At 68.5% G+C, this 26731-nt stretch carries 24 protein-coding genes and 1 tRNA gene; 9 read left to right on the top strand and 16 right to left on the bottom strand.

From position 1 onward, the window contains the following. Window positions 1–79: 79 nt before the first annotated feature. From grpE to ACH01S_RS18005, 4 genes are all read right to left on the bottom strand, one after another. The gene (gene grpE, locus ACH01S_RS18020) at window positions 80–733 is read right to left on the bottom strand and encodes a nucleotide exchange factor GrpE (RefSeq protein WP_067892619.1); all 654 of its coding nucleotides are present in this window, start codon (window positions 731–733) and stop codon (window positions 80–82) included. Between the two features lie 73 nt (window positions 734–806). Further along, a complete protein-coding gene (gene dnaK / locus ACH01S_RS18015; RefSeq protein WP_067892616.1) occupies window positions 807–2672 on the bottom strand; it encodes a molecular chaperone DnaK in 1866 nt (621 codons plus the stop codon). A 606-nt stretch (window positions 2673–3278) separates the two neighbouring features. Beyond that, entirely contained in the window at window positions 3279–4817 is a 1539-nt protein-coding gene (locus tag ACH01S_RS18010; RefSeq protein WP_067892614.1) for a 3-hydroxyacyl-CoA dehydrogenase, read from the bottom strand. Between the two features lie 211 nt (window positions 4818–5028). Beyond that, the gene (locus ACH01S_RS18005) at window positions 5029–5607 is read right to left on the bottom strand and encodes a TIGR03086 family metal-binding protein (RefSeq protein ID WP_067892612.1); all 579 of its coding nucleotides are present in this window, start codon (window positions 5605–5607) and stop codon (window positions 5029–5031) included. 314 nt (window positions 5608–5921) lie between these two features. On the opposite strand from ACH01S_RS18005, the gene ACH01S_RS18000 reads away from it, so the two are divergent. Next, window positions 5922–8069 (top strand): (Fe-S)-binding protein, encoded by a 2148-nt coding sequence (locus ACH01S_RS18000; RefSeq protein WP_067892610.1) that lies wholly within the window; start codon window positions 5922–5924, stop codon window positions 8067–8069. 54 nt (window positions 8070–8123) lie between these two features. Here the strand turns inward: ACH01S_RS18000 and ACH01S_RS17995 are convergent, their stop codons facing one another. Next, on the bottom strand, window positions 8124–9809 hold the full coding sequence (locus ACH01S_RS17995) for an AfsR/SARP family transcriptional regulator (RefSeq protein ID WP_067892608.1): 1686 nt from the start codon (window positions 9807–9809) through the stop codon (window positions 8124–8126). 150 nt (window positions 9810–9959) lie between these two features. On the opposite strand from ACH01S_RS17995, the gene ACH01S_RS17990 reads away from it, so the two are divergent. Next, complete coding sequence (locus ACH01S_RS17990; RefSeq protein WP_148344190.1) at window positions 9960–10721, top strand: hypothetical protein; 762 nt, start codon at window positions 9960–9962, stop codon at window positions 10719–10721. A gap of 53 nt (window positions 10722–10774) precedes the next feature. Next, window positions 10775–11533, top strand: a complete 759-nt coding sequence (locus ACH01S_RS17985; RefSeq protein WP_067892603.1) for a ZIP family metal transporter — start codon at window positions 10775–10777, stop codon at window positions 11531–11533. Window positions 11534–11540: 7 nt separating this feature from the next. On the opposite strand, the gene dcd is transcribed toward ACH01S_RS17985, so the two are convergent. Further along, complete coding sequence (gene dcd, locus ACH01S_RS17980) at window positions 11541–12116, bottom strand: dCTP deaminase (protein WP_067892601.1); 576 nt, start codon at window positions 12114–12116, stop codon at window positions 11541–11543. Window positions 12117–12197: 81 nt separating this feature from the next. Between dcd and ACH01S_RS17975 the strand changes: the two genes are divergently transcribed. Further along, a tRNA-Gly gene (locus tag ACH01S_RS17975) sits at window positions 12198–12268 on the top strand. 92 nt (window positions 12269–12360) lie between these two features. Here the strand turns inward: ACH01S_RS17975 and ACH01S_RS42310 are convergent. The 8 genes from ACH01S_RS42310 to ACH01S_RS17940 form a co-directional block, all read right to left on the bottom strand. Beyond that, the gene (locus tag ACH01S_RS42310) at window positions 12361–13710 is read right to left on the bottom strand and encodes a tyrosine-type recombinase/integrase (RefSeq protein ID WP_083980825.1); all 1350 of its coding nucleotides are present in this window, start codon (window positions 13708–13710) and stop codon (window positions 12361–12363) included. Beyond that, window positions 13710–13952, bottom strand: a complete 243-nt coding sequence (locus ACH01S_RS17965) for a helix-turn-helix domain-containing protein (protein ID WP_218010298.1) — start codon at window positions 13950–13952, stop codon at window positions 13710–13712. The genes ACH01S_RS42310 and ACH01S_RS17965 overlap by 1 nt, the downstream gene beginning before the upstream one ends. Further along, window positions 13949–15346 carry a replication initiator gene (locus ACH01S_RS17960; protein WP_306303248.1) on the bottom strand — a complete coding sequence of 466 codons (1398 nt, stop codon included), beginning with the start codon at window positions 15344–15346 and terminating at the stop codon, window positions 13949–13951. Before ACH01S_RS17960 ends, ACH01S_RS17965 begins: the two co-directional genes overlap by 4 nt. 113 nt (window positions 15347–15459) lie before the next feature. Next, window positions 15460–15789: a hypothetical protein gene (locus ACH01S_RS43605; protein ID WP_148344191.1), complete on the bottom strand. Its 330-nt coding sequence runs from the start codon at window positions 15787–15789 to the stop codon at window positions 15460–15462. A gap of 24 nt (window positions 15790–15813) precedes the next feature. Beyond that, window positions 15814–16662, bottom strand: coding sequence for a DUF2637 domain-containing protein (locus tag ACH01S_RS17955; RefSeq protein ID WP_067892597.1), 849 nt, complete (start codon window positions 16660–16662; stop codon window positions 15814–15816). After that, window positions 16659–16841 carry a hypothetical protein gene (locus ACH01S_RS17950; RefSeq protein ID WP_148344192.1) on the bottom strand — a complete coding sequence of 61 codons (183 nt, stop codon included), beginning with the start codon at window positions 16839–16841 and terminating at the stop codon, window positions 16659–16661. The genes ACH01S_RS17955 and ACH01S_RS17950 overlap by 4 nt, the downstream gene beginning before the upstream one ends. 237 nt (window positions 16842–17078) lie before the next feature. Then, complete coding sequence (locus tag ACH01S_RS17945) at window positions 17079–18437, bottom strand: FtsK/SpoIIIE domain-containing protein (protein ID WP_067892594.1); 1359 nt, start codon at window positions 18435–18437, stop codon at window positions 17079–17081. A 14-nt stretch (window positions 18438–18451) separates the two neighbouring features. Continuing rightward, on the bottom strand, window positions 18452–18799 hold the full coding sequence (locus ACH01S_RS17940) for an SCO3933 family regulatory protein (protein ID WP_246236522.1): 348 nt from the start codon (window positions 18797–18799) through the stop codon (window positions 18452–18454). A 150-nt stretch (window positions 18800–18949) separates the two neighbouring features. On the opposite strand from ACH01S_RS17940, the gene ACH01S_RS17935 reads away from it, so the two are divergent. The 3 genes from ACH01S_RS17935 to ACH01S_RS17925 all read left to right on the top strand — a co-directional run bounded on the left by ACH01S_RS17935 (window position 18950) and on the right by ACH01S_RS17925 (window position 21230). Continuing rightward, window positions 18950–19345, top strand: a complete 396-nt coding sequence (locus ACH01S_RS17935) for a GntR family transcriptional regulator (protein WP_067892590.1) — start codon at window positions 18950–18952, stop codon at window positions 19343–19345. Window positions 19346–19740: 395 nt separating this feature from the next. Next, entirely contained in the window at window positions 19741–20646 is a 906-nt protein-coding gene (locus ACH01S_RS17930; RefSeq protein ID WP_246236523.1) for a P-loop nucleotide/nucleoside kinase family protein, read from the top strand. Beyond that, the gene (locus ACH01S_RS17925) at window positions 20643–21230 is read left to right on the top strand and encodes an ATP-binding protein (protein ID WP_067892588.1); all 588 of its coding nucleotides are present in this window, start codon (window positions 20643–20645) and stop codon (window positions 21228–21230) included. Before ACH01S_RS17930 ends, ACH01S_RS17925 begins: the two co-directional genes overlap by 4 nt. A 244-nt stretch (window positions 21231–21474) precedes the next feature. Here the strand turns inward: ACH01S_RS17925 and ACH01S_RS17920 are convergent, their stop codons facing one another. Further along, window positions 21475–21807, bottom strand: coding sequence for a hypothetical protein (locus ACH01S_RS17920; protein ID WP_148344193.1), 333 nt, complete (start codon window positions 21805–21807; stop codon window positions 21475–21477). An 86-nt stretch (window positions 21808–21893) separates the two neighbouring features. After that, the gene (locus tag ACH01S_RS17915) at window positions 21894–22139 is read right to left on the bottom strand and encodes a hypothetical protein (protein WP_067892584.1); all 246 of its coding nucleotides are present in this window, start codon (window positions 22137–22139) and stop codon (window positions 21894–21896) included. A gap of 301 nt (window positions 22140–22440) precedes the next feature. On the opposite strand from ACH01S_RS17915, the gene ACH01S_RS17910 reads away from it, so the two are divergent. Further along, on the top strand, window positions 22441–23226 hold the full coding sequence (locus ACH01S_RS17910) for a P-loop nucleotide/nucleoside kinase family protein (RefSeq protein WP_067892582.1): 786 nt from the start codon (window positions 22441–22443) through the stop codon (window positions 23224–23226). Window positions 23227–23505: 279 nt separating this feature from the next. Beyond that, on the top strand, window positions 23506–25035 hold the full coding sequence (locus ACH01S_RS43600; RefSeq protein ID WP_148344194.1) for a ParB N-terminal domain-containing protein: 1530 nt from the start codon (window positions 23506–23508) through the stop codon (window positions 25033–25035). Window positions 25036–26731 lie beyond the last annotated feature (1696 nt).

Here is a 26731-nt window from a genome sequence, read left to right as displayed (position 1 = left end):
CCCGCCCCGGCCGGGGCGGGCCCGCGAAGGTCCTTCACGGGGGACGGTGCCCCCCGATCCCCCGGCGTGCGCCGGAGGGTCATTCGCCGTCGTCGCTCTGCGCGTCGTCCGGCGCGGCGGCGGACTCCGCCGCGTCGGCGTCCGGGCCCGGCTCGGCCACCGCGACGCGCGCGGGCCGCAGGACCCGCTCGCCGATCCGGTAGCCGGGCTGCAGGACGTCCATCACGCTCGTCTCCGTCACCTCGGACGAATAGGCGTGCATGAGCGCCTCGTGCACGGTCGGGTCGAAGGGCTCGCCCTTCTCGCCGTACCGCACCAGGCCGAGCTTGCCGGTGACCGCCTCCAGGCTCTCCGCGACGGACTTGAACCCGCCGGTGAGCTCGTCGTGGTCACGGGCGCGGCCGATGTCGTCCAGCACCGGGAGCAGCTCGGTCAGCACCTGGCCGAGCGCCTGCTCGCGGACCGCGACCCGGTCGCGCTCGACGCGCTTTCGGTAGTTGTCGTACTCCGCCTTCAGCCGCTGGAGGTCGGCGAGACGCTCGGCGAGCTGGGTCTTGAGCGAGGCGACCTCCTCGTCCGCGGCGGTGGCGCCCCCGTTCGCCGGGGCCTCCGGGGCGGACGACGCGGACGCCGCCTGCTCCCGGACCTTCCCCGTCTCGGGATCGATGCGCCGCTTGTCGCGGATCACCGGGCCCTCCTTGTTCTCCTCGCCCTCGCTAGAGGAGGACGTCACGATGCACCGCCTTTCTGGGGGGCGACCCCCAGACCCCCGAGGTGGAGGGCCGAAGATCCTCGCTCCGCTCCGGTCATCGGCCCTCCTCCTTCGGCTTGTCCTCGTCCACGATCTCGGCGTCGACGACCTCGTCGTCCTGCGGCTCGCCGCCCTGGGCGTCGGCCGTGGGCCCGTGGTCCTCGGCGCCCGCCTGGGCGCCCTCGGGGTTCTGCGCGTACATGGCCGCGCCCATCTTCTGGCTGATCTGCGCGAGCTTCTCGGCGCTGCCCTTGATGGCGTCGACGTCGGTGCCCTCCAGGGCCTTCTTGACCTCGGCGACCGCGTCGTTGACCTCGCTCTTGAGCTCCTCGGGGACCTTCTCGTCGTTCTCCCGCAGGAACTTCTCGGTCGAGTAGGCGAGGGTGTCGGCCTGGTTGCGGACCTCGGCCTCCTCCTTGCGCCGCCGGTCCTCCTCGGCGTACTGCTCGGCCTCGCGCATCATCTTCTCGATGTCGTCCTTCGGCAGCGCGCTGCCGCCGGTGATGACCATCGACTGCTCGCGGCCGGTGCCCTGGTCCTTCGCGCTGACGTTCACGATGCCGTTGGCGTCGATGTCGAAGGTGACCTCGATCTGCGGGACGCCGCGCGGCGCCGGCGGCAGACCGGTGAGCTGGAAGGTGCCGAGCTTCTTGTTGTACGCGGCGATCTCGCGCTCGCCCTGGTAGACCTGGATCTCCACGGACGGCTGGTTGTCGTCGGCGGTGGTGAACGTCTCCGACCGCTTGGTCGGGATCGTCGTGTTCCGCTCGATGATCTTGGTGAAGATGCCGCCCTTGGTCTCGATGCCGAGGCTCAGCGGGGTCACGTCCAGCAGCAGGACGTCCTTGACCTCGCCCTTGAGCACGCCCGCCTGGAGGCTGGCGCCGATCGCGACGACCTCGTCCGGGTTGACGCCCTTGTTCGGCTCCTTGCCGCCGGTCAGCTCCTTGACCAGCTCCGAGACGGCGGGCATCCGGGTCGAGCCGCCGACCAGGACGACCTGGTTGATCTCGTTCACCGAGATGTTGGCGTCCTTGAGCACCTGCTGGAACGGCGCCTTGGTGCGCTCCAGGAGGTCGGAGGTCATCCGCTGGAACTCGGCGCGGGTGAGCTTCTCGTCCAGGTGCAGCGGGCCCTCGCTGGACGCGGTGATGTAGGGCAGGTTGATCTGCGTCTCGGTCGAGCTGGACAGCTCGATCTTCGCCTTCTCCGCGGCCTCGCGGAGCCGCTGCAGGGCCATCTTGTCCTTGGACAGGTCGACCCCGTTGGCGTTCTTGAACCGCTCGACCAGCCAGTCGACGACCTTGTTGTCCCAGTCGTCACCGCCGAGGTGGTTGTCGCCGCTCGTGGCCTTCACCTCGACGACCCCGTCGCCGACCTCAAGCAGGGACACGTCGAACGTGCCGCCGCCCAGGTCGAACACCAGGATCGTGGCCTCGTTCTCCTTCTCCAGGTGGTAGGCCAGGGCCGCGGAGGTCGGCTCGTTGATGATGCGCAGGACGTTCAGCCCCGCGATCTGGCCCGCCTCCTTGGTGGCCTGCCGCTGGTGGTCGGAGAAGTACGCGGGCACGGTGATGACCGCGTCGGTGACCGTCTCGCCCAGGTAGGACTCGGCGTCCCTCTTCAGCTTCTGCAGCACGAACGCGCTGATCTGCTGCGGGGTGAAGTCCTTGCCGTCGATCTGGGTCTTCCAGTCGGTGCCCATCTCGCGCTTGACCGAGCGGATCGTCCGGTCAACGTTCGTCACGGCCTGGCGCTTGGCGACCTCGCCCACCAGGACCTCACCGTTCTTGGCGAAGGCGACGACGGACGGCGTGGTCCGCGACCCCTCCGCGTTCGCGATGACCGTGGGCTCGCCGCCCTCCAGGATCGCGACGACCGAGTTGGTCGTCCCGAGGTCGATGCCGACCGCACGTGCCATGTTCTCGTCCTCCGTCGTTTCTCCGGTGTATCGCTCCCCGGTCGCGCCAGGGTGCGGCCGGTTCGTCTGCTGTCCGCAAGAGTGCCCGGACGTCCCCGCTCTGTCAAATGACTTGAGTCGCCCGGACTCAACTTTGCTGACGACCTCTTCAACAGGACGAGTGCGCGGGGTATTCCGGTTCCCCACGACGTCTTCTGAGCGAAGAGATCGGCCTCCTGGACGAGGCCTGAGCGCGCCGCGTCCGTCCCTAGGAGGACGCCGTGAAGGCGATGCGCGTGAAAGCGATGCCGGGCTCCGGGTGGCGTACTACGGCCGCGACCTCCCGGCCCGCCCCGCAGACCGCGCGGGACGCGGCGCTGTGGCGGGCGGCCGGGTCGCCGTCGCGGATCCGCGTCTGGTCCGGCGATCACTTCGCCACCTACACGACCAGGCCGACCGCGTGGACCTCGGACGGCCCCAATGTGGGCGTCGATCCCCGCGGCGGCGGAAAGTGCCTGCCGTTCGGCGGGATGGACGGACGCCGAGCCGAACCCGCCCGCGAAACTCCCGTTCTGACCCGCCGAGCCCGCAGGCCCCTCTCAGTCGGGGGCCCGCGGGCTTCGGCCGTCAGGACGTGAGGTCGGACGGCGCGGTGCCGGCCTCGGTCAGGGGCAGGCCGAGCGCCGCCCGTTCGGCGAGCCAGCCGCTCGGCCGGTAGCGGGGGTCGCCGGTCGCCGCGTGCAGGCCGCGCAGGATCGCGAGGACGCGTCCCATCCCGGCCTGCTCGCCCCATTCCAGCGGCCCGCGCGGGTAGCCGAGCCCGAGCCGCACCGCCGTGTCGACGTCCTCGGGACGGGCGAGCCGCTGCTCCGCGATCCCGCAGCCCACGTTCACGATGGCGGCGAGCAGGCGCTGCGCGACGGGCGCGGGCCCGTCCCGGACGACGCTGACGGAACGTCCCGTCCCCACAAGGGCCGCAAGGGCCGCGCGTCCAGCCGCTTTGTCCACGCCCGGATGCACGGACAGGGTGAGCCGCGTAAAGAACCCACCGAACGGGTCAACGCCCAAGGTGCGCTCCACAGGGAGGTTCTCGGCCTGGGCAGCGCCAAGCGTGCTCTGCCCGAACGGCGCGACAAGCGCGACCGCCCGGCCGGACGGCTCGTCCCCTTGCTCGACCTCCACCCCGGACGTCGAAAGCAGCGCGCCCAGCTCTTCGCGCACATCCCCATGCACCCACACAGGACGCGGTTCCACGGCCGGTGCCGTCACCTCCGGGGGCTCCTGCTTGGCGCCGTCCACATACGCGTAGAAGCCTTCACCCGTCTTGCGGCCGAACATCCCGGCGTCGACCCTGGCCCGTCCGATCCTGGACGGACGAAATCGCGGCTCCCCATAGAACCCTTCCCAGATGGACTCCATGACGGAGTGCGACACGTCCATTCCGGTGAGGTCGAGCAGTTCGCAGGGACCCATCTTCAGGCCGAGGACGTCGCGCGCTATCCGGTCGATGTCCACGGGCTCGGCGGCGCACTCGGACAGGATCTGCAGCGCCTCCGTCACCAGCCCGCGCCCAGCGTGGTTGACGAGGAAGCCGGGCGCGTCCGGCGCGACCACCGGTTCGTGACCGAGACGCCTCACCAGGTCGGCCAGCGCGTCCGGGATCCAGTCGGCCGTCCGCGCGCCCGGAATCACCTCCACCAGCCGCATCAACGGCACGGGGTTGAAGAAATGCAGCCCCGCCAGCCGGGATGGGTCTTTCAACGCCGCGCCGATCGCCGTCACCGACAGCGAACTGGTGTTGGTCGCCAGGATCGTGTTCTCGGGACACGTGGTCTCCAGCGCCGCGAACAGTTTCCGCTTCGTGTCCAGGTCTTCCCGGACGGCCTCGATGACGAGATCGCATTCCTGGAACGGGGTGAGCGGCTCGCCCACCGGGCGCAGCCTCTCCTTGGCCCGCGCCGCGTCGCCCGCGTCCATCCGCCCCTTGCGCACGAGCCGGTCGAACATGCCGCCGATGTACTCGACCGCGCCGGTCACGGCCTCGATCCGGACGTCCGCCAGCTCGACCGTCAGCCCTCCGGCCGCGGCGAGCTGCGCGATCCCGCGTCCCATCGCCCCCGTGCCGATCACCCGGACCGCCGTCGCCCGCCGCGCCCACTCCGCCACCGCCGCCTCCTTGATCGCCCACTCCTGGCTTCCCCGGCATTTCCCACCATTCCCCGGCATTCAACCCCCCACTGGGAGGAAGGCCGGGCCCCGCCCTGGGCCGGGCTCACTTCGCCGACGTCGGCGTCATCGAGCTGAACGCCGGGTCGTGCGGCCTCCGGCGCCCGGGGCGCCTCCGGCCGCACGACCCGTGGCTACGGCTTAGGCCTTGTCAGGCCGGGTTTCGTCCCGTCATTCCCAGCAGGCGGTCCAGTGGAGGGGCGTCGCAGGGAACGTCCACCGCCGGGCCGAAGAGGCCCTCGATGCCCGCGCCGCCGCTCTGCTCGACGGTCGGGGCGACGAAGGCCAGGCAGGCGTTGACCTCGTCCTCGCCGACCTCGTAGGGCTGGCCGCTGGCGCGGGCGATGTCCCAGCCGTGGACGACCAGTTCGTTCATCGCGACGTGTCCGGCCGCCTCGCCGGGCAGGTCGACGCCGCCCGCCTGGGTCATGCCCTGCCAGGCGTCGGGCGAGCGCCAGGCGGCGGCGAGGGCGTCGAGCTGGGCGGGGATGCGGGTCCGCCAGTCGGGCGGGAGCCGGGACGCGTCCGCGGACGGCGGCTGCGACGGCCCCTCCGGGAACTCCTTCTCGGCGGCCCAGGTGAAGGCGAGGGTCAGGCCGTTCAGGTGGTCGAGCAGCGCGCCGAGCGGCATGTCGCAGGGCGTCGGCGCGTCGAGCTGCGCGTCGCGGACGCCGGCGAGCAGCCCCGCCATCCGGCGGGCGGCGGGCGCGAGGTCGGGCATCGCGGTCATACTGGTTCCTCCGTTGGACGATCGTCCGGTGACGTTCCGCTGGACGGGACCGCCGCTGGACGGGCCCCGTCTCCTGATATGGACTCGGGAACCGTCCGATATTCATCGGTGTCGTGAATCCATAAGGTAGGGGGAATGAGAGGAACGCCAGGTCGGAGCCCGGAAGTGCGCGCGGAGATTCCGCGGGCGCGGCCCCGGTCGGGCGCGGGTGACGCATAAGCTACTACCGAGTAGTATTCGGGCCCCGGGTGAGAAGCGGTCTGTCGCGAGTCCTACGCTGACTGCCATCGCCCGTACCCCAGGAGGACGGAACAGTGTTCTGGATCACGTTGGTCATTGGGCTCGCCGGAGCGGCGGTCGCGCTCGCGCTCGCCGGTCGGCGGGTGCTGTTCCTGTACACCGTCGCGAAGAGCGGGCAGCCCGACCCCGAGCGGGTGCTGCAGGTCAAGCGTGACCCGAAGGCCGACCTGGAGGGGCAGGTCACCGAGGTGTTCGGGCAGCGCAAGCTGCTCAAGTGGACGGTGGCGGGCGCCGCGCACGCCGCGGTGATGTGGGCCTTCATCCTGCTGATCACGGTCTACCTGGAGGCCGCGGTCGCGTTGCTGGCCGGGCTCGACAAGCACATTCCGGGGCTGCAGACGTGGGGGCCGATCGGGTTCGTCCAGGACACCATCGCCCTGGCGTGCGCCGCGGGCCTGCTGGTGTTCACCGCGATCCGGGTCAAGAACTCGCCGAAGCGGATCGGCCGGGCGTCCCGGTTCAAGGGCTCGCACCTGTCCGGCGCCTGGATCACGCTGTTCATGATCTTCAACGTGATCTGGACGATGTTCTTCTTCCGAGGCGCCGAGTACGCCAGCGGGAACCTCGCCTACGGAAAGGGCGCCTACTTCTCCTGGACGGTCGGCCACCTCTTCGACGGCCTCAGCCACGACACCCTCGAAGTGGTCGAGTCGGTCGGGCTGCTGCTGCACATCGGCGTCGCGCTGGTGTTCCTCGTGTTCGTCGTCCACTCCAAGCACCTGCACATCTTCCTGGCCCCGCTGAACGTCATGTTCAAGCGCCGTCCGGACGGCCTCGGCGCCGCGCAGCCGATGATGTCGGGCGGCAAGCCGCTCGACTTCGAGGAGGCCGACCCGGACGAGGACGTCTTCGGCCGCGGCAAGATCGAGGACTTCACCTGGAAGGGCTTCCTGGACATGGCGACCTGCACCGAGTGCGGTCGCTGCCAGTCCCAGTGCCCGGCCTGGAACACCGGCAAGCCGCTGTCGCCGAAAATGGTCATCCTCGAACTGCGCGACCACGCGCTCGCGAAGGCGCCGTATTTCACGGCGTCCGAGGAGAAGCGGGCGTCGTTCACCGACGAGCAGAAGCTCGCCATGCAGGTGGACAAGGAACTGGTCGGCGAGGACGGCGTCATCCACCCGGACGTCCTCTGGTCGTGCACGAACTGCGGCGCGTGCGTCGAGCAGTGCCCGGTCGACATCGAGCACATCGACCACATCCTGGACATGCGCCGCTTCCAGGTCATGATCGAGTCCAGCTTCCCGTCCGAGGCGGGCGTCATGCTGAAGAACCTGGAGAACAAGGGCAACCCGTGGGGGATGTCCGAGATGAAGCGCCTCGAATGGATCGAGGAACTCGACTTCGAGGTGGACGTCGTCGACGAGAAGGTGTCCGAGGACGTCGAGTACCTGTTCTGGGTCGGCTGCGCGGGCGCGCTGGAAGACCGTGCCAAGAAGACCACCAAGGCCGTCGCGGAACTGCTGCACATCGCGGGCGTGAAGTTCGCGGTGCTCGGCCCGATGGAAGCCTGCACCGGCGACCCGGCCCGCCGTCTCGGCATGGAATTCGTGTTCCAGATGCTCGCCCAGCAGAACGTCGAGACGCTGAACGACGCGGGCGTGAAGAAGATCGTCGCGACCTGCCCGCACTGCTTCAACACATTGGCCAACGAGTACCCGCAGATCGGCGGGAACTACGAGGTCGTGCACCACACCCAGCTCCTGGCGCACCTGGTGGAGTCCGGGAAGCTCACCCCGGTCTCGCCGATCGAGGAGAACATCACCTACCACGACCCGTGCTTCCTCGGGCGGCACAACAAGGTGTACAAGCAGCCGCGCGACATCATGGCGACCGTCCCCGGCGTCAAGACGCAGGAAATGCACCGGCACAAGGACCGCGGATTCTGCTGCGGCGCGGGCGGCGCCCGGATGTGGATGGAAGAGCGCATCGGCAAGCGCATCAACACCGAACGCGTGGACGAGGCGCTCGCGACCAATCCCGACACCGTTTCGACGGCGTGCCCGTTCTGCCTCGTCATGCTCGGTGACGCGATCAACGAGAAGAAGAACTCCGGCGACGCGAAGGAGACCCTCGAAGTCGTCGACGTCTCGCAGTTGCTGATCCGCTCCATCAAGGGCGAGGGCAAGGCCCCGGAGAAGGAGCCCGTCGCCGCCGAATAGCGCGCGCGAAGACCCCCGGCCGTGATGTGGCCGGGGGTCTTTCCATGTCAGGCGTCAGGCGTCCGGCGGGACGGCGATCAATGTTTCGCGCAGCGCGTGCACCGTGTGGTACGGCAGGATCTCCCGGACGGCGAGGTCGTCGACGGACGCGAGCGGGCCGTGCGCCGTCCGGGCCAGCACGATCAGTTTCGCGTGGTGCGGGTCCAGGCCCGGCAGCGCGGCGAGGACGTGCTCGGGCGCCGCGTTGACGTCGACCAGGCCGCCGTCGTCGAACGTCCGGGCGAGGTCGGGACGGCCGATCCGCAGCTCCCGCGCGACCGCCGGATGGTGCGCCACGAGCGACCGCGCCTGCTCGCGCCGGACCCGCCGCTCGATCAGCCCGACGTCCACCGCCGCCCCGGGACGGCCGTCCGGCGGTGACGACGGCTCGGAGGTGATCAGGGCCATGTGGACGCCGCCGCCGAGCGTCGTCACGAACACCGAGAGCATCATCGGGACGTCCCACCAGCCCGTCGCCTCGGGGTCCGTGGCGGCGGCGCCGTAGAAGAAGACGACCGTCATCACCAGGTAGCCGACGGACATGATCCCGAGCGTCCCGCTCCGGCGCCGCGCCGCGAAGTAGGCGGCTTCGGCCCAGGTCAGGACGCCGAAGCTGAGCAGCGGGGCCAGTATCAGACCGGCCCGCACGACCCACGGATACCCCCGACGGCCGGGCGCCGGAAGCGGCGGAGGCGATGGCCACCCGATGGCGGGCGCCGCGCCGACGACCGGGACGCCCGGCCACGGCTGGACGGCCGCCGCCGGATGCGCGGCGACCATCGTCGTCGGGACGTGCTCGGCCCGCACCGGCACCGCGGGGAGCGGATCGGGCGGCGCGAACCCCGCCGCCGCACCCGTCCCGGCCGGTTCTGGAAGATCGTCCGCGGGCGGGGTGTCCTGGGCGGGTGGCGGGGCCAGCGCGGGGTCGGCGCGGAGGATGCCGACGTGCAGGGACTGGAGGCGTTCGCCCGGCTCGACGCCGAACTCGTCGGCGAAGTAGTCGCGGGCGTCGCGGTAGGCGGCGAGGGCCTCGGCCTGCCGTCCGCACCGGTAGAGGGCCAGCATCAGCAGGTACCGGAAGCCCTCCCGCAGCGGGTACTCGGCGACGAGCCGGATCAGCTCGGGCACCAGCCGCGCGTGCTCGCCCAGCTCCAGCCCGATCTCGGCGCACGCCTCCAGCGCGGCGGCGCGCTCCTCGTCCAGGCGGTCGCGGGCGGCGGCGAAGAACGAGCCGTTCAGCCCGGCGAGCGCCGTCCCGCGCCAGCCCGACAGCGCGTCCCGCAGCAGCGACTCGGCCCGCGCCGGGTCGCCCGCCGCGCGGACGGCCAGGGCCTCCTTCACCCGGTCCTGGAAGATCTCGGCGTCCAGGCCCTCGGGCGGGACGCGCAGCGCGTACCCCGCGCCGGTCAGCGTCAGCAGGCGTCCGGGAGAGCGCGGCGAACGCTCCGGCTCCAGTACGCGGCGCAGCCCGGCGACGTATTTCTGGACGACGTTCGCCCCGTTGTCCGGCGGCTCGTCACCCCACACGGCCTCGACGATCGAGGACGTCGGCACCGGGCGGTTGGGCGACAGCAGGAGCACGGCCAGCACCGCCCGCTGCTTGCCGGGGCCGAGGTCGAGTTCCCGTCCGTCCCGCCAGGCGGCCGGCCGGCCGAGGATCTCGAAACGCAGCGGGGAGCCGTCGCCCGCCAGCGTGACCACCCCCAAAGCCCCCGCTCCCGGCGCCACCGCCGTCGTTCCGCAGCGAGGGCGCAGTGACCGCAGCATACCGACAGCGATTCCGCACCGCCGCACAGCAGCATTTTCCCGACATCGGGGGCTCGCTCCGATATGCAGCGAAAGGAGATGTCGGTGCTTCACCATCTACGGGCGGGGGTTCCGGCGGCGCTCGTCCTGGCACTCGCGTTCACCGCCGGATGCGGACCGGCCGGGGAGTCGGACGGCGCGAAGAAGGAGGCGGCCACCGCGAAGGCGTCCGCCTCGCCTTCGGCGTCGCCCTCGCCGTCCGCGACGGACAACGGGATCGCGAACCTGAAACCGGCCCAGATCTTCGCCCGCGCCCGCGCGGCGACGGCGTCCGCGCGGTACGTGCGGCTGCGCGGCCAGGTCGAGGACGGCGAGAAGTACAAGATCGACTTCCGGTTCGCGGGGAAGGCGAAGGCGACCGGCTCGCTCCAGCAGGGCTCCGAGCGCGCCGGACTCACCGTGATCGGCAAGGTCGTCTACCTGTCCGGCAACGACGGGTTCTGGAGGTCGGTCGGCGGCAAGGGGGCCGCGCAGCTCTTCTCCGGCAAGTACGTCAAGACGAAGACCGACGACGCCGACTTCCGCGAACTCGCGGCCTTCGCGAACAAGACGGCCCTGCTCAACGAGGCGGTGAAGAGCGGCCGGGGATGGCGGAAGGAGGGCGCGGGCAAGGTCGGCGAGGTGCCCACCGTCGTCCTCACCGACTCGGCGGGGGACAAGATCCAGATCGCGACGCAGGGCCCTCCATACGTGCTGCTCATGGAGGGCGGACGGGAGGACCGGCTCGAATACGTCGAGTACGGGCAGCCGGTGACCGTCCAGGCGCCGCCCGCCGGATCCGTGATCGACCCCGCCTTGCTGAACTAAGCGCGGGCGGGCGGTGGTGGTTGCGGTGGGGGATGTCCTGGTAAGACCCAGGAATGGCCGTGCTGGTGTCCGTCCTCGCGTTTCTGATGACGCTCGCCGGGGGGCTGACGGCGATGCGGGTGCGCGACCACCGGCACCTCGTCCTCGGCCTGGCGGGCGGGCTGATGCTCGGCGTCGTCGCCTTCGACCTCGTCCCGGAGTCGCTGGAGATGGCCCGGCACGACCTGCTCGGCGTCCCCACGCCCATGATCGGCTTCGCGATCGGGTTCCTGCTGCTGCACGTCGTCGAGCAGGCGGTGGCGATCCACCGGGCGCACGAGGACGAGTACGCCCCGCACGTCCACGCCCATTCCCCCGCCGTCTCAACCGGGTCGGGGCGGACGGCGGGGCTGCTCGCCGCCTCCGCGCTCGTCGCGCACAGCCTCGTGGACGGCCTCAGCATCGGGCTCGGCTTCCAGTCCGGGACGGAGGTCGGCGCGTTCGTCGCGCTCGCCGTCGTCACGCACGACTTCGCGGACGGCTTCAACACGTTCACGGCGGCGTCGCTGAACCGCGGCGACCGGCGGCCCGCCGTCCTGCTCCTGGTCGCGGACGCCGCCGCCCCCATCGCTGGCGCCGCGGTCGGGACGCTCGTCCGCGTGCCGGAGGCCGTCCTCGCCCCGTACCTGGGGTTCTTCGCCGGGGTGCTGCTGTACCTGTCAGCCGCCGAGATCCTCCCGGAGGCGCACAGCGTCCACCCGCGCGTGCTGACGCTGTGCGCAACCGGCCTGGGCCTGGCAGCCGTCCTGTTCAGCGTGGGCCTGGCGCACTAGGGGTCGACTACACCTTGGTGCGATGGAAGTTCAGGTACGACCGCGACGGCGTCGGCCCCCGCTGGTCCTGGTACCGCGACCCGTACCGCTCGGACCCGTACGGGAACTCGGTCGGCGAGCTCGTCCTGAACAGGCACATCTGCCCGATCTTCATCCCCGGCCACAGCTTGATCGGCAGCGTCGCCACATTCGACAGCTCCAACGTCACGTGCCCGGAGAACCCGGGGTCGATCCACCCGGCGGTCGAGTGCGTGAGCAGCCCGAGCCGTCCCAGTGAGCTCTTCCCCTCCAACCGGGCGGCCAGATCGTCCGGCAACCCGAACACCTCGTACGTCGAGGCGAGCACGAACTCCCCCGGATGCAGGACGAACGCCTCCTCGGCGTCCACCTCCACCAGCCGCGTCAGATCCCGCTGCTCCACGGCGGGGTCGATGTGCGGGTACCTGTGGTTCTCGAACACCCGGAAGTACCGGTCGAGCCTCACGTCCACACTGGACGGCTGGACCATCTCCGGCTCATACGGGTCGATCTTCACCCGCCCGGATTCGAGCTCGGCCCTGATGTCACGATCGGAGAGCAGCACCCCGAAACGCTATCCCACGACCACGCCCCCACCGACTTCCGGTACAGTACTCACAACATGGGAGGCCCCAAGCCTCCCCACGCGGGTGTAGTTCAATGGTAGAACTTCAGCTTCCCAAGCTGACAGCGCGGGTTCGATTCCCGTCACCCGCTCCCACGCAAAGGCCCAGGCCAGGGGATGGATCCCCGAGACCTGGGCCTTGATCGTTTCACCCGTTGGCGGGTGCCGTGCAATTAGCGTGCAATTAGGCCACCGGCACCAGCGCTCCGGCCGCCCCGTCCTCCCCCTCGTCGTTCTGATCATGCTCTGCCTGGACGAGCTCGTTAAGCCCGTCCGCGATGGCGCGGTCACCCTTGGCCGACCGGTGCTGGTAGCGCACGGCGGCCCGCTCGTTGTCGTGCCCCATGCGCGCCATGAGGTTGCGCAGCGAGACGCCCATGTCGGCGGCGAGCTGGTTGCCCGTGTGCCGAAGGTCGTGGAAGTGAAGGTTCGGCACGCCGAGCGCCTCCACCACGTGCCTCCAGTTCGTGAGCTTGTTGAAGCCGCTACGGCGGAGCGGCCCGCCTTTGACCCCCGTGAAGATCAGGGCATCGGGCTCCCTCCCGGTGTACTTGTCCATGTGGGCGTCCAAGTAGAGGATGATCAGGGCCGGGATCGTGACCGTCCGGATGCCAGCGCGGGACTTGGGCGGACCGAGGATCATCTCCCCGTTGGATCGCTCGACGAAGGCGCGCCGGACGCTCACGGTCTGGTTGACCAGGTCCAGGTCGCAGCGGCGAAGCGCCGTGATTTCGCCCCATCGCAGGCTTGCGAACGTGGCCAGCAGGATGAACGCGAACAGCCGATCATCTTGGATTACGTCCGCATGTCCGTCGTCCGCCAGCTTCCACAGCGTCCGTTCCGCCTCCATGCGAGTGGCGAAGGTCTGAGGGAAGCGCCGCATGACTCCGCCCTTGACGCGGTAGCGGAGCCGGTACTCACCGGAGTCCAGCTTGCGGAAGTTGCCGACCGGCCGCACGCCGACCCGTTCGGCCAACTCGAAGACTTGGGCCACAGTGAGCACGGGACGCTCGGGAGCCTCCTCGGTGCCAGCGCCCCGGACGCGGCACGGGTTGCGGAGGAGGATCTTGTCTTCCTCCACCGCCGTCATGAGGACGGCTCGGAGCAGCCGGTACGCCTTGGCTGCCATGGTTGGTGAGACGCCGGAGCCGAGGAGCGTCGACCGCCACTCGCGGATCATGGCCGTGCTCAGCTTGCCCAGTGTGACCCCGCCCAGGTGCGGCGCGATGTACTTGTTGAGGAGCCAGGCATACAGCTCCACCGTCCGAGGACGCAGCCCCGCGCGTTGCTCGATCCACTGTGCGGCGTAGTCGCCCACCTTGACCTTGGCCCGCTCAGGGTCGGTCCATTCGCCACTGAGGATCTGCGCTTCGGCCAGCGTCAGCCACTTCTCCGCATCGCCCTTGCGCTGGAAAGTCTCAGGCGCCGTCCGTCGCTGTCCGTTCGGAGCGAGGTAGCTCGCTTGAAAGCGGCCGGACGGAAGCTTCCGGATGTTGCCGAAACGACGGTGACCCGGCTTGTTTCCCTTGGCCATTACGCAGCCCTCCAGACGTCGGATGCGGTCATGGGCTCGACCAGCCCGGCGGAGACGAACTCACGAAGCGCGGATTCGGGTATGCGGACGAAGCGCCCGAGCTTGACGAAGCGGATGCGTCGTTCGGCGATGAGCCGACGCGGGAACCGCTGCGAGGTGTTGAGGTACTCGGCCGCCTCAGCGACGGTCAGCAACCGTTCGTTCAGGCCGACCGGGCGTGTTTGAACCCTTGCCTTGCTCAAGCGGCACTCCTAGCGGTTGTGTCCGGCGAGGGCGGTAGAGGTCTTCCGGTGAGTGCGGCGGTGACGAGTGCTTCGCCGCGTGTGAGGCCCTGGCTGTGGAAGCGCCATTCGCCGATGGTGAGGATGAGTTCCGGGTCTTGGTCGTCGGGTGGTTGCCAGCCAGGGAACTGTTCGCGGGCGTAGGCGATGCGGGCGGCGCGTAGCGCGCCGAGGGTGGTGGAGTAGCGGCGGGATTTGGTGGAGAAGTGGCCGCGGAACCCGAGCATGTGGGCCCATTGGACGAGGCGGAGGTCTGCGAACTCGTCCAGTGCCCCTAGGCGCAGGCATTCGCCGATGAGCCGCCGGGCGTGTGATGTGATCGGGAGCGTGGCCAGCTCATCGGCGGGGCGAAGCCGCCGGTCGAGGGTGCCGACGCATTCGGCGGCCTTGGTGGCGTATTTGGCGATGTAGCCCGCGACGGCCTGTTGGGTGAGCGCGCCAGAGGCCGTGATGGCTCGCACGTCCACTTGCGCGCCCCACGAGAGCGACCGCGCGGGCATGCTGGAAGCGGCCGGAGTTGTGACCGAGACCGCGCCCGCCGCGTGCCGGACCGCGTCGTCCAGGAGGCGGACGGTGGCCCACTCGGGCGGGGACGTGGCTGGCCCGTCTGGTCCGTCGAAGCGGATGACCGCGTGGAAGTGGACGACGCCGCGCCGCTGGTATTCGGCGACTTTGGCGAACGAGACGGCCAGGGTTTCGCGGAACTCTTTGTGTGTCAGTCTGGCCGACTTGGCGAGGTAGCGCCGCAGGGCCAGCGTGAAGCGTCGCCACAGTTCCGGAGCCAGCGCGTTGAACAGCACCGACCCGGCGTAGTCGTAGCAGTCGGGGCACAGCGGTTCCCCGAGCCGGGGATCGTTCTCGCCATGCCGGACGGCGCAGGAGGGCACCACGCCATGCGGGCAGGGCCGGGCGTCCCGGCGGGGACGGCAGCGCTCGACCTGTCCGCCGTTGCGGACTCGCCGGGCGTGGACGGGACCGAACGAGGGCGCGGTGAGGGTGACGAAGGCGGCCGGGTGACCGGCCACGCTGTCCGGGATGCCTTTCCCACCGGCCAGGCCCGCGCGGATGAGCTGATAGGTGTCGGCCCGGTAGATCTCGGCGCAGGCGGGGCAGCGGGACGCCCGCCGAGTCTTGCACGCCACCGGTAGCGCGCCGTCCGGCTCGCGGTCGGTGGTGTAGCGGTGCAGCAGTTCCCCGGTACCGGCGTGGACGTGCTCCACGGTTCCGGTGAGGTAGACGGGTTGAGAGCAGCCACCGGTAGCGCGGGCGCGGGCGGCCCAGCGCTCGAAGTCCGCCCGGTCGATGATCTTGGCCATCTGCCGGGCGTCCTGCGGTGTGAGGACAGGGTGAGGCACGATGAAGGGGTCTCCTTGACCGTTACGAGTGGCTGAGGGGATGGCCCCCGACGTGGCGCGTATGTGCTTGGCGGCTTGTGCGGCCACGCCGGGGGCGCTCGATCACTAGCGGGTCATTGGCAGTTGCCCAGGCCGGTGCAGTGCGGGCAGGTGTCGCCGTAGGAGTCCAGGCCGGTCCCGCCGCAGTTGCAGCACCGCCACCACTCGCCCACCGGCGCGAGCGGACGCGGGAACGCGACAGCCGATCCGTTCGCCGAGTCCTGCGCGGTCACCTGGTCCGAGCCACAGGCCGAGCACGAAGGGCCGCCCCGGGGTGCGAGCAGCGACACCCAGGTGAGCCCGCCGGTGGTGACATCGCAGGTACGGCAGCGCAGCCGCCACCCAGCCCCACTGGCACGGTGTGAGCGGCCGGAGGCGTCCGGGACGAGGGCGTGTTCAGACACGCGGATCTCCTGATCTGGCCTGGTTCAGGCCGCTGTCTCGCTACGGGTTCGGTCGGTGCGGATCTGGCGGAGCAGGTCGGAGGCGAGTTGGTTGGACACGCCGAGGCGGGCGCGGAGCGCGTCGCGGGTGATGGGCCGCCCGTGCTCGGTCTGGTGTTCGGCTGCGACCTGGCGCGCGAACTCCACCAGCGGCCCGGCTGGTCCGGATGCCGATGAGGGCGCCGCGGACCGGGACGAGGACGCGGACGATTCGGCGGGTGCCATGTCGGCCGGGACGGGGATGGAGGTTTGGCCGTCCGGCTCTTCTGCGGGCCGCCTCTCCTCGTCCGGCTCGTCCGGCTCGTCCGGGACAGCGGGGGCGGCGGGGCGGGCGTCCTCCCACACCACCCACGGTGACGAGGCCGGGCCGGACGAGGAGACCGCCGGGGACGGTGTCGAGGACGGGCGGCCGAAGGAGTCCGGGATCGGCGTAGGCCGGGCCGCTGTCGTGGTGCTGGCCTTTCGGCGTTCGAGCATGGAGACGGCGACCAGGAACGCGCCCGCTGGTGTCCCCGCGGTGATCCAGCCCCACACGGTCGGGTCGGCTTGTGCGAGGTTGGCGGCCAGGGAGAGCAGGACGCCGCCGACCAGGACGAGCGTCGGCCACGACAGCGGCCCCGTGTCCCGTCCGGTGCGTTTGTCGCGCTGGCGTTCTCCGGCCGCCATGACGCAGGTGAGGTCGATGCAGACGGCGATGGCCCAGGCCATCCACCCGGTTTGGCCGTGTTCGGTGGCGGTGTCGCGGATGTGGGTGAACGATCCGGCCGCCGCGATCCCGGCCAGCACCACCACGGGTCCGGAGTCGGCCAGCGCGCCGAGGAGGCGGCGGGTCATGCTGCCCGCCGGGAGGTGACGAGCGCGAGGAGCGCGGCCAGTTCGGGGTCGCAGCGGTGGGTGTCGGCCCAGTCGTCCACCTCGGCCGCGTGGGACGAGGCGTACGAGTCGGCGCACCGCTGGCAGCGGGCGAGGTGCAGGGAGCGGAACTCGTCCCACTCGACCCCGACCGGCCACACGTCCCACGACGACACACAGGACGGCCGGGACGAGCCGGAAGACGACGAGTCGGACGGTGAGGACGGGGACGGGACGGCGACGAACCGAGGACGGGGACGAGGACGAAGGACACGGACGTGGGCGACCATCGGGCAGCCTCCAGGGATGGTTTCGGGCATGGGTCGGGTAGGGACGTGGCGTGATCAGGGCTCACGCCGAGCCGGAGGAGGAAGGGAGCGAGAGGGCGACCGGCCCGGTTATGCGGCCGGGGAGACGGTCGGGACCGAGCCGACGAGGGCTTCCCAGTCCGGGGTCAGGTGCGCGTAGTCGAGTGCGGCTTGTTCGGCGTCTTGCTCGGGGACGTAGACCGAGCGGGCGCGGTGCCAGGTGCCGTCTTGTCCGGCGACGATGCACACGCCGGGAGTCTCGGCGGGGATGGCGCGGGCGGCGTCCAGCGCGGCCGGGTCCAGGTCGCCCAGGGTCATGTTCGCGGTTTCGGGGTCGTTGACTCGGTGGCAGACCCGCCCCGACAGTTGCGCGCGGAGGGCGGTGACGCCGGGGCCGAGGTCGGAGCCGATGCGCTGTCCGCAGACGATCAGGTGGACCGCGAACGCCCGGCCGAGCTGCGCCACCCGCAGCAGCGCGGTAGCGGTCTTGGACACCTCCTCCTTCTCGGACTTGTCGGCCATGAGGAACAGTTCGGCGACCTCGTCCACCAGGACCACCACCGGCACCGTCCGCAGCGCCTCCGGGAGCGTCCACACGTTCCGAGCCCCGTGGGCGCGGCACGTCGCCATCCGGGCTTCGACCTCGTCCACCAGGTCGCCTAGCAGGTCGACCGACTCCTTGCGGGTGGTCGCCAGCGCCGAGAGGCGAGGCGCGTAGGGGGTGAACTCGACCCCGCCCTTGAGGTCGAACCTGCCCTTGAGGTCGAACCCGACCAGCGCGACCGGTTGCGGTGCAAGGCCCTTGATGATGGCGTTGGCCAGGTTGGACTTGCCGGACTGGGTCGCTCCGGCGTTGAACCAGTGCGGCACGGTCGGAAAGTCGATCACCCAGTCTCGGCCGTTCTCCAGCTTGCCGGGACGCACCCGCAGCAGTTCGCCGGTTTCGGGCTCGGTGACCACGTCCACCAGCGGGTCACGCATCGTCGCCCACAACGTCACGTAGCCCGGCCGGACATCGACCACCCGCACCGAGTGCACCCGCCAGGCGTGCGCGATCCCCTCCGCTGCCTTCTCATAGTCGGCCGGGACCTGCCCGTCGTGCAGCCGGAGCCGCATCCGCCACCCGAGCCGAGTAGGCCGAAGCACACCCAGACGCGGAGCGCGTTCGACGTCGACCCGCCGCACCCGCCGCCGCTGCTCGACCACGGTCGCGGCGTTGCGCGCGGCCGGACCGACGACGGGGACGGCGTCGAGGGTGAGGCGGAAGCGCCGCCGGTTGCGGGTGAGCTTGCAGCCGGAGGCGACGTGATGCCAGGTCAGGTACACCAGCACCGCACGCGCCGGGAAGGCGATGCCGTACCAGAACGACACCGGGTGGAACCGGCGCCAGGCCCAGAGCCCGGCCGCCGCAGCGGCCAGGACCCCGAGCACCACACGCAGATCAGCCATGACCGGGCCGCCGCTCAGGCCACGCCCGCCGAAGCGGACGCATCAGCCGGACCGGCCGCCGAGACCGGCGCGATGCGGTCGGCGCGGAAGGCCACACCGAACCGCTTCTCACCACCGAGCACCGCCTCCCACGGGAACGCGACCAACCCGACGGGCGTGACGATCTCCCCGATGCCCACCGACTGGTCGCCGACCACCGCCACGTTGAGCAGGTCCACCCGCCCCGAAGCATCGGCCGCCGACAGCCCCACCGTGAACACCGTCTGGCCGTTGCGGTCGGTCTTCACCTCCCCCGTGTCTTGATTGACGACCTTGGGACGCGGCGCGGACACGCACACGAACGACAGCGCCGACACGTCCACCGGAATGTTGCGCACGAGAACCTCCGAGGCTCGCTGGACTACTTAGACGACATAGTCTACTTAGCTGTCTAAGCTATCAAGGCCATCCTGGTTCCCTTGGCCCGCGGGCTGTGCTGAACTTGTGTGCAGACCCCTGACGGAAGGCGCACGATGGTCGAGAGAACTGGGCGGCCCGGCTATCTCCAGATAGCCGATGACCTGCGGAAACAGATCAGCGACGGGCGGCTTGCGCCGGGCCAGTCCTTGCCGTCCACCGCCCAGCTCAGCGATCAGTACGAGGTGTCGGCCGGGGTGGTGAAGGCCGCCATCAGCGTGTTGAGGACGGAGGGCGCCGTCATTGGCCAGCAAGGCAAGGGCGTGTTCGTCCGCGACCAGGCCGAGCGCCGCCCGCCGAGTCAGGCCGCGTCCTCGCCCGCCGGAGACGAGGCGACGATGAGGCAGCTCACGGAAGTCCTGGCGGCTGTCCGGGACCTGGGTGAGCGCGTCGCGCGCATTGAGCGGAGCGTGTTTCCAGAGCCTCCGCAAGCTGGTCGACCCGGCAAGTGAGTGCGTCCAGTTCGGCAAGGATCTGGTCGATGAGATCCCGAGGTGTCCGCGCCTGCCCGCCGTCCACTGCCACCGGTGACCGCCTCCCGTTGTGATCCAGGTCTCGATCGGCATACCGGTATTTCAGTTCAGGAGGCGCGCGAAGCCCATCCTCAATGCGTCTCCAGCTTCTTACACGTTCGTTTATACGTCCACTTTCACGCTCCCCAGCGGACAGCGAGCACATGTCGACATGTGCCGATTTCTGCCACATGGAAAGGTTGGATTTGAGTACGACCAAGCAGCGAGCTGGTTGGCAACCCGGCAAACTTCGCGAGCGCCGCGAGAACCACGGCTTGAGCCTTGAAGCCGCTGGCGACAAGTTGCGTCAAGTGGCCCAGCGAGGTGGGCTGAGCGTGGCGGCGAACTTTCAAACGCTGTGGGAGCACGAGAGCGGGAACAGATACCCCGGCCCGCATTACCGCCGCGCCTACTGCCTCATGTACGAGGCCACCGAGCCCGAGTTGGGCTTTCGCCTCCCCCTCCCAGCCGAGGAGGCAGGAGACCTCACGCTCCCCCTGCCGGGCCCGCTCAGCCCCGCAGCCACCGAGGACGCGGCCAACACGATCTCTCAGGGCTTGGACCGAGTCTCCGACGAGACCCAGGACCAGGACCCCACCGCAGGTGACGCCCTCAAGGCCCGCGTGGTCAACGCATGGCGCGGCCGGGCGATGAGCGGCAGTATCGGGACGACCACCCTCGTCCTCGTCGGCGGCTACGCCGGATCAGGCAAGACAGAATTCGCCCGCTTTCTCGGCGACGTATCGGGCTGGGCATTCCTGGACAAGGACTCTCTAACCCGCCGCCTCACCGAACGCCTGCTGGTCTCCATGGACGGCGACCCGCACGACCGGCACACCGACCTCTATCTGAGAGAGGTCAGGCCGCTTGAGTACAAGTGCCTCATGGACACCGCGAACGACAACATCGACTGCGGCATATCCACGATCCTCGCCGCCCCTTTCATCGCTGAACTCAGCGACGAGGCATGGTTGAGCCGCCTGACCAACCGGTGCAAAGCCAAGGGCGTAGACGTGGCGGTCATCTGGGTCCGGTGCGATGTCGACTCCATGCGCGAGTACATCGAGTTCCGCGACGCCCCGCGCGACGCTTGGAAGCTCGCCAACTGGGACGAGTACGCCAGCAAGCTCGACACCCAGACCAGCCCGCCGGGTGTCCACCTCACCGTCGACAACCGGCTAGGTGCGGCGATCAGCATCGCCGACCAGACACGGGAGGCGTTGCGTAGGGTCCTGTCATGACCAGTCCCGGCGTGATCCTCTACGGCCCGCCGACCAGCGGCAAGGACACGGTCACGGCCGAGCTGGCACGCCAGGACGACCGGTACGCGCTACTGCCCAAGCTCAAACTCGGGACCGGCCGCAGCACCGGATACCGGCACGTCACGGCCGCCGACCTTGAGAAACTCCGCGACTCCGGCCGCCTGGTCGCTGAGACCCACCGTTACGGCAACGTCTACGCCGTCGATCGAGACGACATCGCCGCCCTGGTCGAGGCCGACAAGGTCCCAGTCGTCCACATGGGCAACCTCAGCGATGTGCAACGCCTACGCGTAGCCGTTCCCCTCGACTGGACGACCGTTCTCCTCTGGATCTCCCGAGCCGTTTGCGCCGACCGGTCCCAGCACCGCGGAGACGCCGACGCTTCCGAGCGCCTCCAGGCGTGGGACGAGACACGCGACGACCTCCGGGCAGCGAAGACTCCGACCTTTAACCTGCTCGTCCGAACCGACCAGACCGACCCCACCGAGACGGCCCGCCGCATCCTCGCTGCCGTGGAGACGAGCCCGAGCGAGCCCGTCACTGCACTGCCTGACCTCGAATAGCGAAGACCGCGCGGCAGGTGACCTCTGGCTCTCCCGTTCGCCCTGCCGCGCGGTCTTCAAGGCCACGGCCACCGGTCGGGGTGCGTGATGGCCGTGGCCAGCTCCCGAAGCGTCAGCGCCTCCACCAGCCGCCACTACCGAGCACCAACGCCCAATAGTTGCCCGTGTGGACACCGACCCAGCACGGAACCCCGAACCACTGGGCGATCTCCTCCACAGCGACGGCCCGGGCATCCATCGCAGGTCATTCGTCCAGTGGGACGGCCCCGGCGCCGAGCCCCGCAGCGGTCAGCAGCGCCGTGACCTGCCACACCGCCAGGTCCATCCGCGCGCAGGGCGCGAGGAGCGTCCCGGTACTGAACCGGAACCACCACCCGCCGTCCCCGCCGACCACGCACACGCTCTCGCCGACGAACGGCATGTCCGGGGAGTGCACCCGCAGCAGCGGAACCGCGTCGGCGTACCGGCGTTCGGCAATCCAGCCCTGCCGCCGCAGCGCCCGCCCGAGGCGGTTGAGGCGGCGGCGTGCGGTGAGGGGCCGAGGCAGCGCGGCGGGTGCAGCCGGGGGGACAAGCACCCACCACGCCGCCTCAGCCTCCCCCTGGACCGCCCCATCTTCTGAGACGGCCCCATGAGGTGACAGTGGGGGAGTCCACACCACCATCACCAGGCCCTCTTCATTACCGAACGGCCCGCCGCCCGCTGCCGCTCGTGCACCAGCGCCGCACGCAACTCCTCCGAGTCCCGGCAGATCACCGTCGCGTCAACCCCGGCGGCCGGGTTGTGCAGCGTCGCGACCCAGTCGCCGGGACTGCCGTCCGACCGCTGGGCCCGCCATATCCGGTGACCGGTGAACTCTTCCCGGAGTTGGCGGAGCGCCGGGTCCTCAGTCTGCGCACGCGTTTCCATCGGCGGATTCCTCGTCGGATTCGTCAGCGAGCCGGACCGGCCCGCGCGGCATGCCCTCAACCGCCCCGCCAGGTTTCCGCCGTCCGTCGATTCGCAAAGGAGCCTGACAGGGGGCCGGGAGGGGGCCACACTCGATTACAGGAGGTAGCCACCCATGACGACCGATGCCCGACGAGCGTTCGGCGCATACCTGGCCCGCCTACGCGGCACCCGGAGCCAACGCGCCCTAGCCGCTCAACTCTGCGACCTCGCCTCCACTGACACCCTCACCCGACACGAGGTGTCCCGCTGGGAACGCGGCTTGCGCATCCCCGACGACTGGTTGCCCTACCTCGCCCGCGCGCACAACATCGCACTCCCCGTCCTGGAACGCATGGCCGCGCAAGCCCACGGCCGCGAACCCGGCCACGACGGCACCCCGTTCGACCTGTCGGCCTTCTTCCCCGACGCCACCGCGCTCAAGACCCGCCTGGCCAACGCCTGGCACGGCCGAGCCGTCGCCAACGCCGGAGGCAACCCCGTCCTGGTCCTGGTCGGCGGCTACGCCGGATCAGGCAAGACAGAATTCGCCCGCTTCCTGTCCGATCTCTCAGGCTGGGCGTTCCTGGACAAGGACGCCCTCACCCGCCGCATGACCGAACGCCTCCTGGTCTCACTCGGCGCCGACCAGCACGACCGCCACACCGACCTCTACCGCGCCGAGGTCCGCCCGCACGAGTACCGGTGCCTGCTCAACGCCGCCTACGGCAACATCGACTGCGGCGTCTCGATCATCCTCGCCGCCCCCTTCATCACCGAACTCACCAACCCGAGTTGGCTCCCACGCCTCACCCACCGATGCAAAGCCAAGGGCGTGGACGTGACCTCCATCTGGGTCCACAGCGACCTAGACACCATGCACGAGTACATCGAGCAACGCGACGCCGCCCGCGACGCCTGGAAGCTCGCCAACTGGGACGAATACGCCAGCACCCTCAACCCCGAAGACCCACCCGACAACGCCCACGTCACCATCGACAACCGCCTAGGCGCAGCCGTCAGCCTCGCCGACCAAACCCGCCGAACCCTCACCAAACTCATGACATAACCGCAGCCCAGCACCATCAGCCACGTGCCGGATGAGAACTTTCTCTACGTCTTCAAGGGCGCCCGCTCCGCGGCCGCCGCCGGTCGGTCCGGGCCGGGCATGCGGCCTCTCCGGGCCGACCCGCCCCGGCCGACTGGCCAGGACGCTACTGGCCTCTTCAGCACGAGGCCTCTGGGGAATGCCGAATTCCAGACCCACCCGCAGCTTACTCACGTCGGAAGACTGTTCAGTGCTAACATGACGGCTACCTGTATCGGTCCGCGTAGCCGGGGGTAACGCGTGCAGATTGAATGCCTGCGCTCTTACATTTCCAGCGGTAGCAAGACTTTCCCGATCTATATCGGCTTTGCATCCGCGGCGGAAATAGCCGTTATAGCTATTGCCCCCGCCTTCACTGAGCAGACGGACCATCAACAAATCGCAGCCAACATCACCGCCGAACCTGTACGAGACTGGCAGCGTCCAATCAATCATGACCGTGTAGAACAACTCGCACAAACATTCAATAATACCGGCGGGCTAATGCCTAACCCAGTGTTGCTTGCCAAGAATGCATTCGCTTCAGGAATCGATATTTCTCCGAAGCAAATAGATGGCACTTCATATGGTACGGGCACGTTTATAGTAGATGTACCCGAGGTGACCGACGATCCTGCGCAACGCCCGCTATGGATCCTCGATGGTCAACACCGTATTTCGGGGCTAAGTCAATCCGCACAAGCCAACGACCCGGTGCCCCTCGTTCTACTCCTGGATGACGGCAGTAACTCATACAGTAGTCCTCTACTGGCGAGCCTCTTTGCACAAGTTACCACCGCGGCTACAAAGTTGGATGAACTTCACAACGAGTGGCTTACGTATGCGTTCGACTTGGGTAAATATTCTTCGAGCAAGAGTGCAAGCTCTGCCGCCAGGCTTGCCTTCAGGGCAGTTGTTGAACTCTGTCGAACGCCAAATTTCCGCGGCATATCTAATCCCTTCTTCAACAACGTTCAGTTCAATGAGCATCGACCGGCGACGCCGATCTATGGCGGATTTTCCTTCAAGTGCAACACTTTGGGCGACCTGATCAGCAGAAACTATTATAATCTGCCAGTCCAACTTCATAAGCATCTCAACCCGGCCGAGCTTGCTGCAGAAATCAGCCACGCCTACATCGCTCTCCATCAAACTGTCGGGGATCATGATAGTTCAGTTTTCTTTGGTAAGGGACAAAAGCAGCAAACAATTATGCAAGAGGCTTTCTTGGTGGGCGTCCTGGCCCGGGCTCTGGAGAACGGACCGACGGCTGATTATCGCGCAATACTCCAGGACCTAAAGTTTCAGAATACCAATTGGACCTTCTCGTGGGTCCGTAATCTTAGCGGACCGGCCAACACGGTTAGCAAGAGAATAGCTAGAAGCGTCTTGGAAGATGCATTGAGAACAGGCGCTCTTCCGGAAGCGAATAGCAACCTTGCTGACCATCTCAAGGGTAATGGCGCGGCAGTCGTTCTCAGCTTCAGTAAACTCACCCCTGCAAAGCGTCCTGCTAAGCATGGCAGGGAAGAATACAGGATGCTCCGAGGCGCGATGGGAAGTCATAGTGCCGGCACAGCAACCCACGTCAAAGTCACTGACTATACGTCGAATGTAGGCGATTACGAAATTCTGGATGCAAAGACAGTCGGACGCCCTCTGCGCTACAAAGAGATGGAAAGGAAAGGACTGATTCTGGGTGGCGACTACCCGAAGCCACTGGAAATAGTCGTTGTTATGAAGCATTATGGTGATCTGTCGAGTCAGTCGGAGCTGCAGATCAACTGGTGATCGAAGTAGAGGTCATGCAGCTGCGTTTCAGTTCTGCATTTAAATATCTGCAGCTTGTGGAGGATCTCGAAGGTATTTCCTCAGATACTTGGAAGCTGCGATACGTGGATGCTCTTGCTCGCCGTTCCCTTCCTGAAGCTCTTGCTCTTATTCATCCGGACGTAGCTCCGGTCACTCCCGCACAGTGGAGTAGTTGTATTGGCTCTCGCCCATTCAACATCTCCCGCCCAAGAAGCACCCGTTGCGCTTCTGGGCTAATATGGGGCTACGTGTGCCCTCATATTCGTATGGCGCATCAGATCGACCACTTTTGGCCGTATAGCCTTGGCGGGCGTAGCGTAGTTGAAAATGGCCTGTGGCTCTGCGATATCCACAATCGAGCCAAATCGAATGATGTCCATTTTTACGCCTGGGAAGCGGACAGTCTTCCCTCTTGGCTCACTATTACTCTCGCTCGTCTCGACTCGTGCATATGAACCACGCAGCCGAGGCAGAGGATCAGCCAGAAATGTTCTATGAACGTGAGGCTGAACACCCGGCTTGATCAGCATTCGCTTACTGGGCTTCCCCGCGGATTACACACTGCTTAGCGTGTGCGAAGCCGGCCCTCCGGCCCCCAAGCCCCGGAGCGCACGCCCGCGCGAATGTGGGGACATGCCTGGACGCGCCGAATCTTGCTACGGATCAGACGGCGATGGTTGCGCCCTACGATCGCCACAGCGTGGCTGAGGCGCGTTGCATGGTTGGGGCGATCGCTGCCGCGCGGCTTCCGGTGCTCGGGCCGTGGCCGGCCCTGCGCTCCGGGTCCGCTTGCCCTCGAATGATCGGGGCGCTGTCGCCGTTCCGAGCAGGCCGAGGACGTGTAGCTCAGCGGCAACGGTGGCGTGCAATTAGCGTGCAACTAGCCACGGTGATCAGGGGGCAATCACGGTCACTCGCGGTACGTGCGGAGGCCAGCTCAGGCGCTATGACGGCCTGGATCGGTTTGATTCCCAAGCTGACAGCGCGGGTTCGATTCCCGTCACCCGCTCCACCCCAAAGGCCCAGGCCAGGGACCACGATCCCCAGCCCTGGGCCTTGATCGTTTCCAGCGCCGTGCAATTAGGCCACCGGCACGAGAGCGCCCGCTGCCTCGCCGTCATCGTCGCCGTCCCGCTTCCGCTCGGCCCGGACGAGCGCGCTGAGCCAGGCTCGACGCCCTGGACGAACCCGCGGCTACGGGGAAGGCGACGGGAGGAAAGTGGGCACGAGGGGAGCGTGACCGAGCAGCTTCCTTGGAGACATGGCGATCTCGCGCACCCAGGTGAAGCAAGGGAAGAGGCCTTCCAACGTGCGTCCTATCCGCCCCCGCGAGCCCTGCTCATGCTGCGGCTACCTCACCCTGGGGCAGCGCGGAGCCTGCGAGACGTGCCCCCGTGTGTCCATGAGAGGACGACGACCATGACGCCGATGTCGTACGCGGCCACGGCAACGCAGACCTCAGCCTGACCGAGGCCCGCCGCAACTTCGCTCGCTACGGCGCAGCGTTCTCGCCAGCCGTCGTCGACGGCCGCTAGGCCCTTGGAGCCAACCGCGCGTCCGCTCCCCGCCTGGACCGAATTAGCGACCCCTACTCAACGTGAGGGGGCAGTCTGCCAGGAAGTGACGCTGCGTCCGGCGCGTCCGGGTGGCCGTGCCCAACTTTGGAGTCGGGCGT

It is taken from the genome of Actinomadura chibensis NBRC 106107, assembly GCF_001552135.1.
GTDB lineage: Bacteria > Actinomycetota > Actinomycetes > Streptosporangiales > Streptosporangiaceae > Spirillospora > Spirillospora chibensis.
This window is presented reverse-complemented; position numbering and strand designations above follow the sequence as displayed.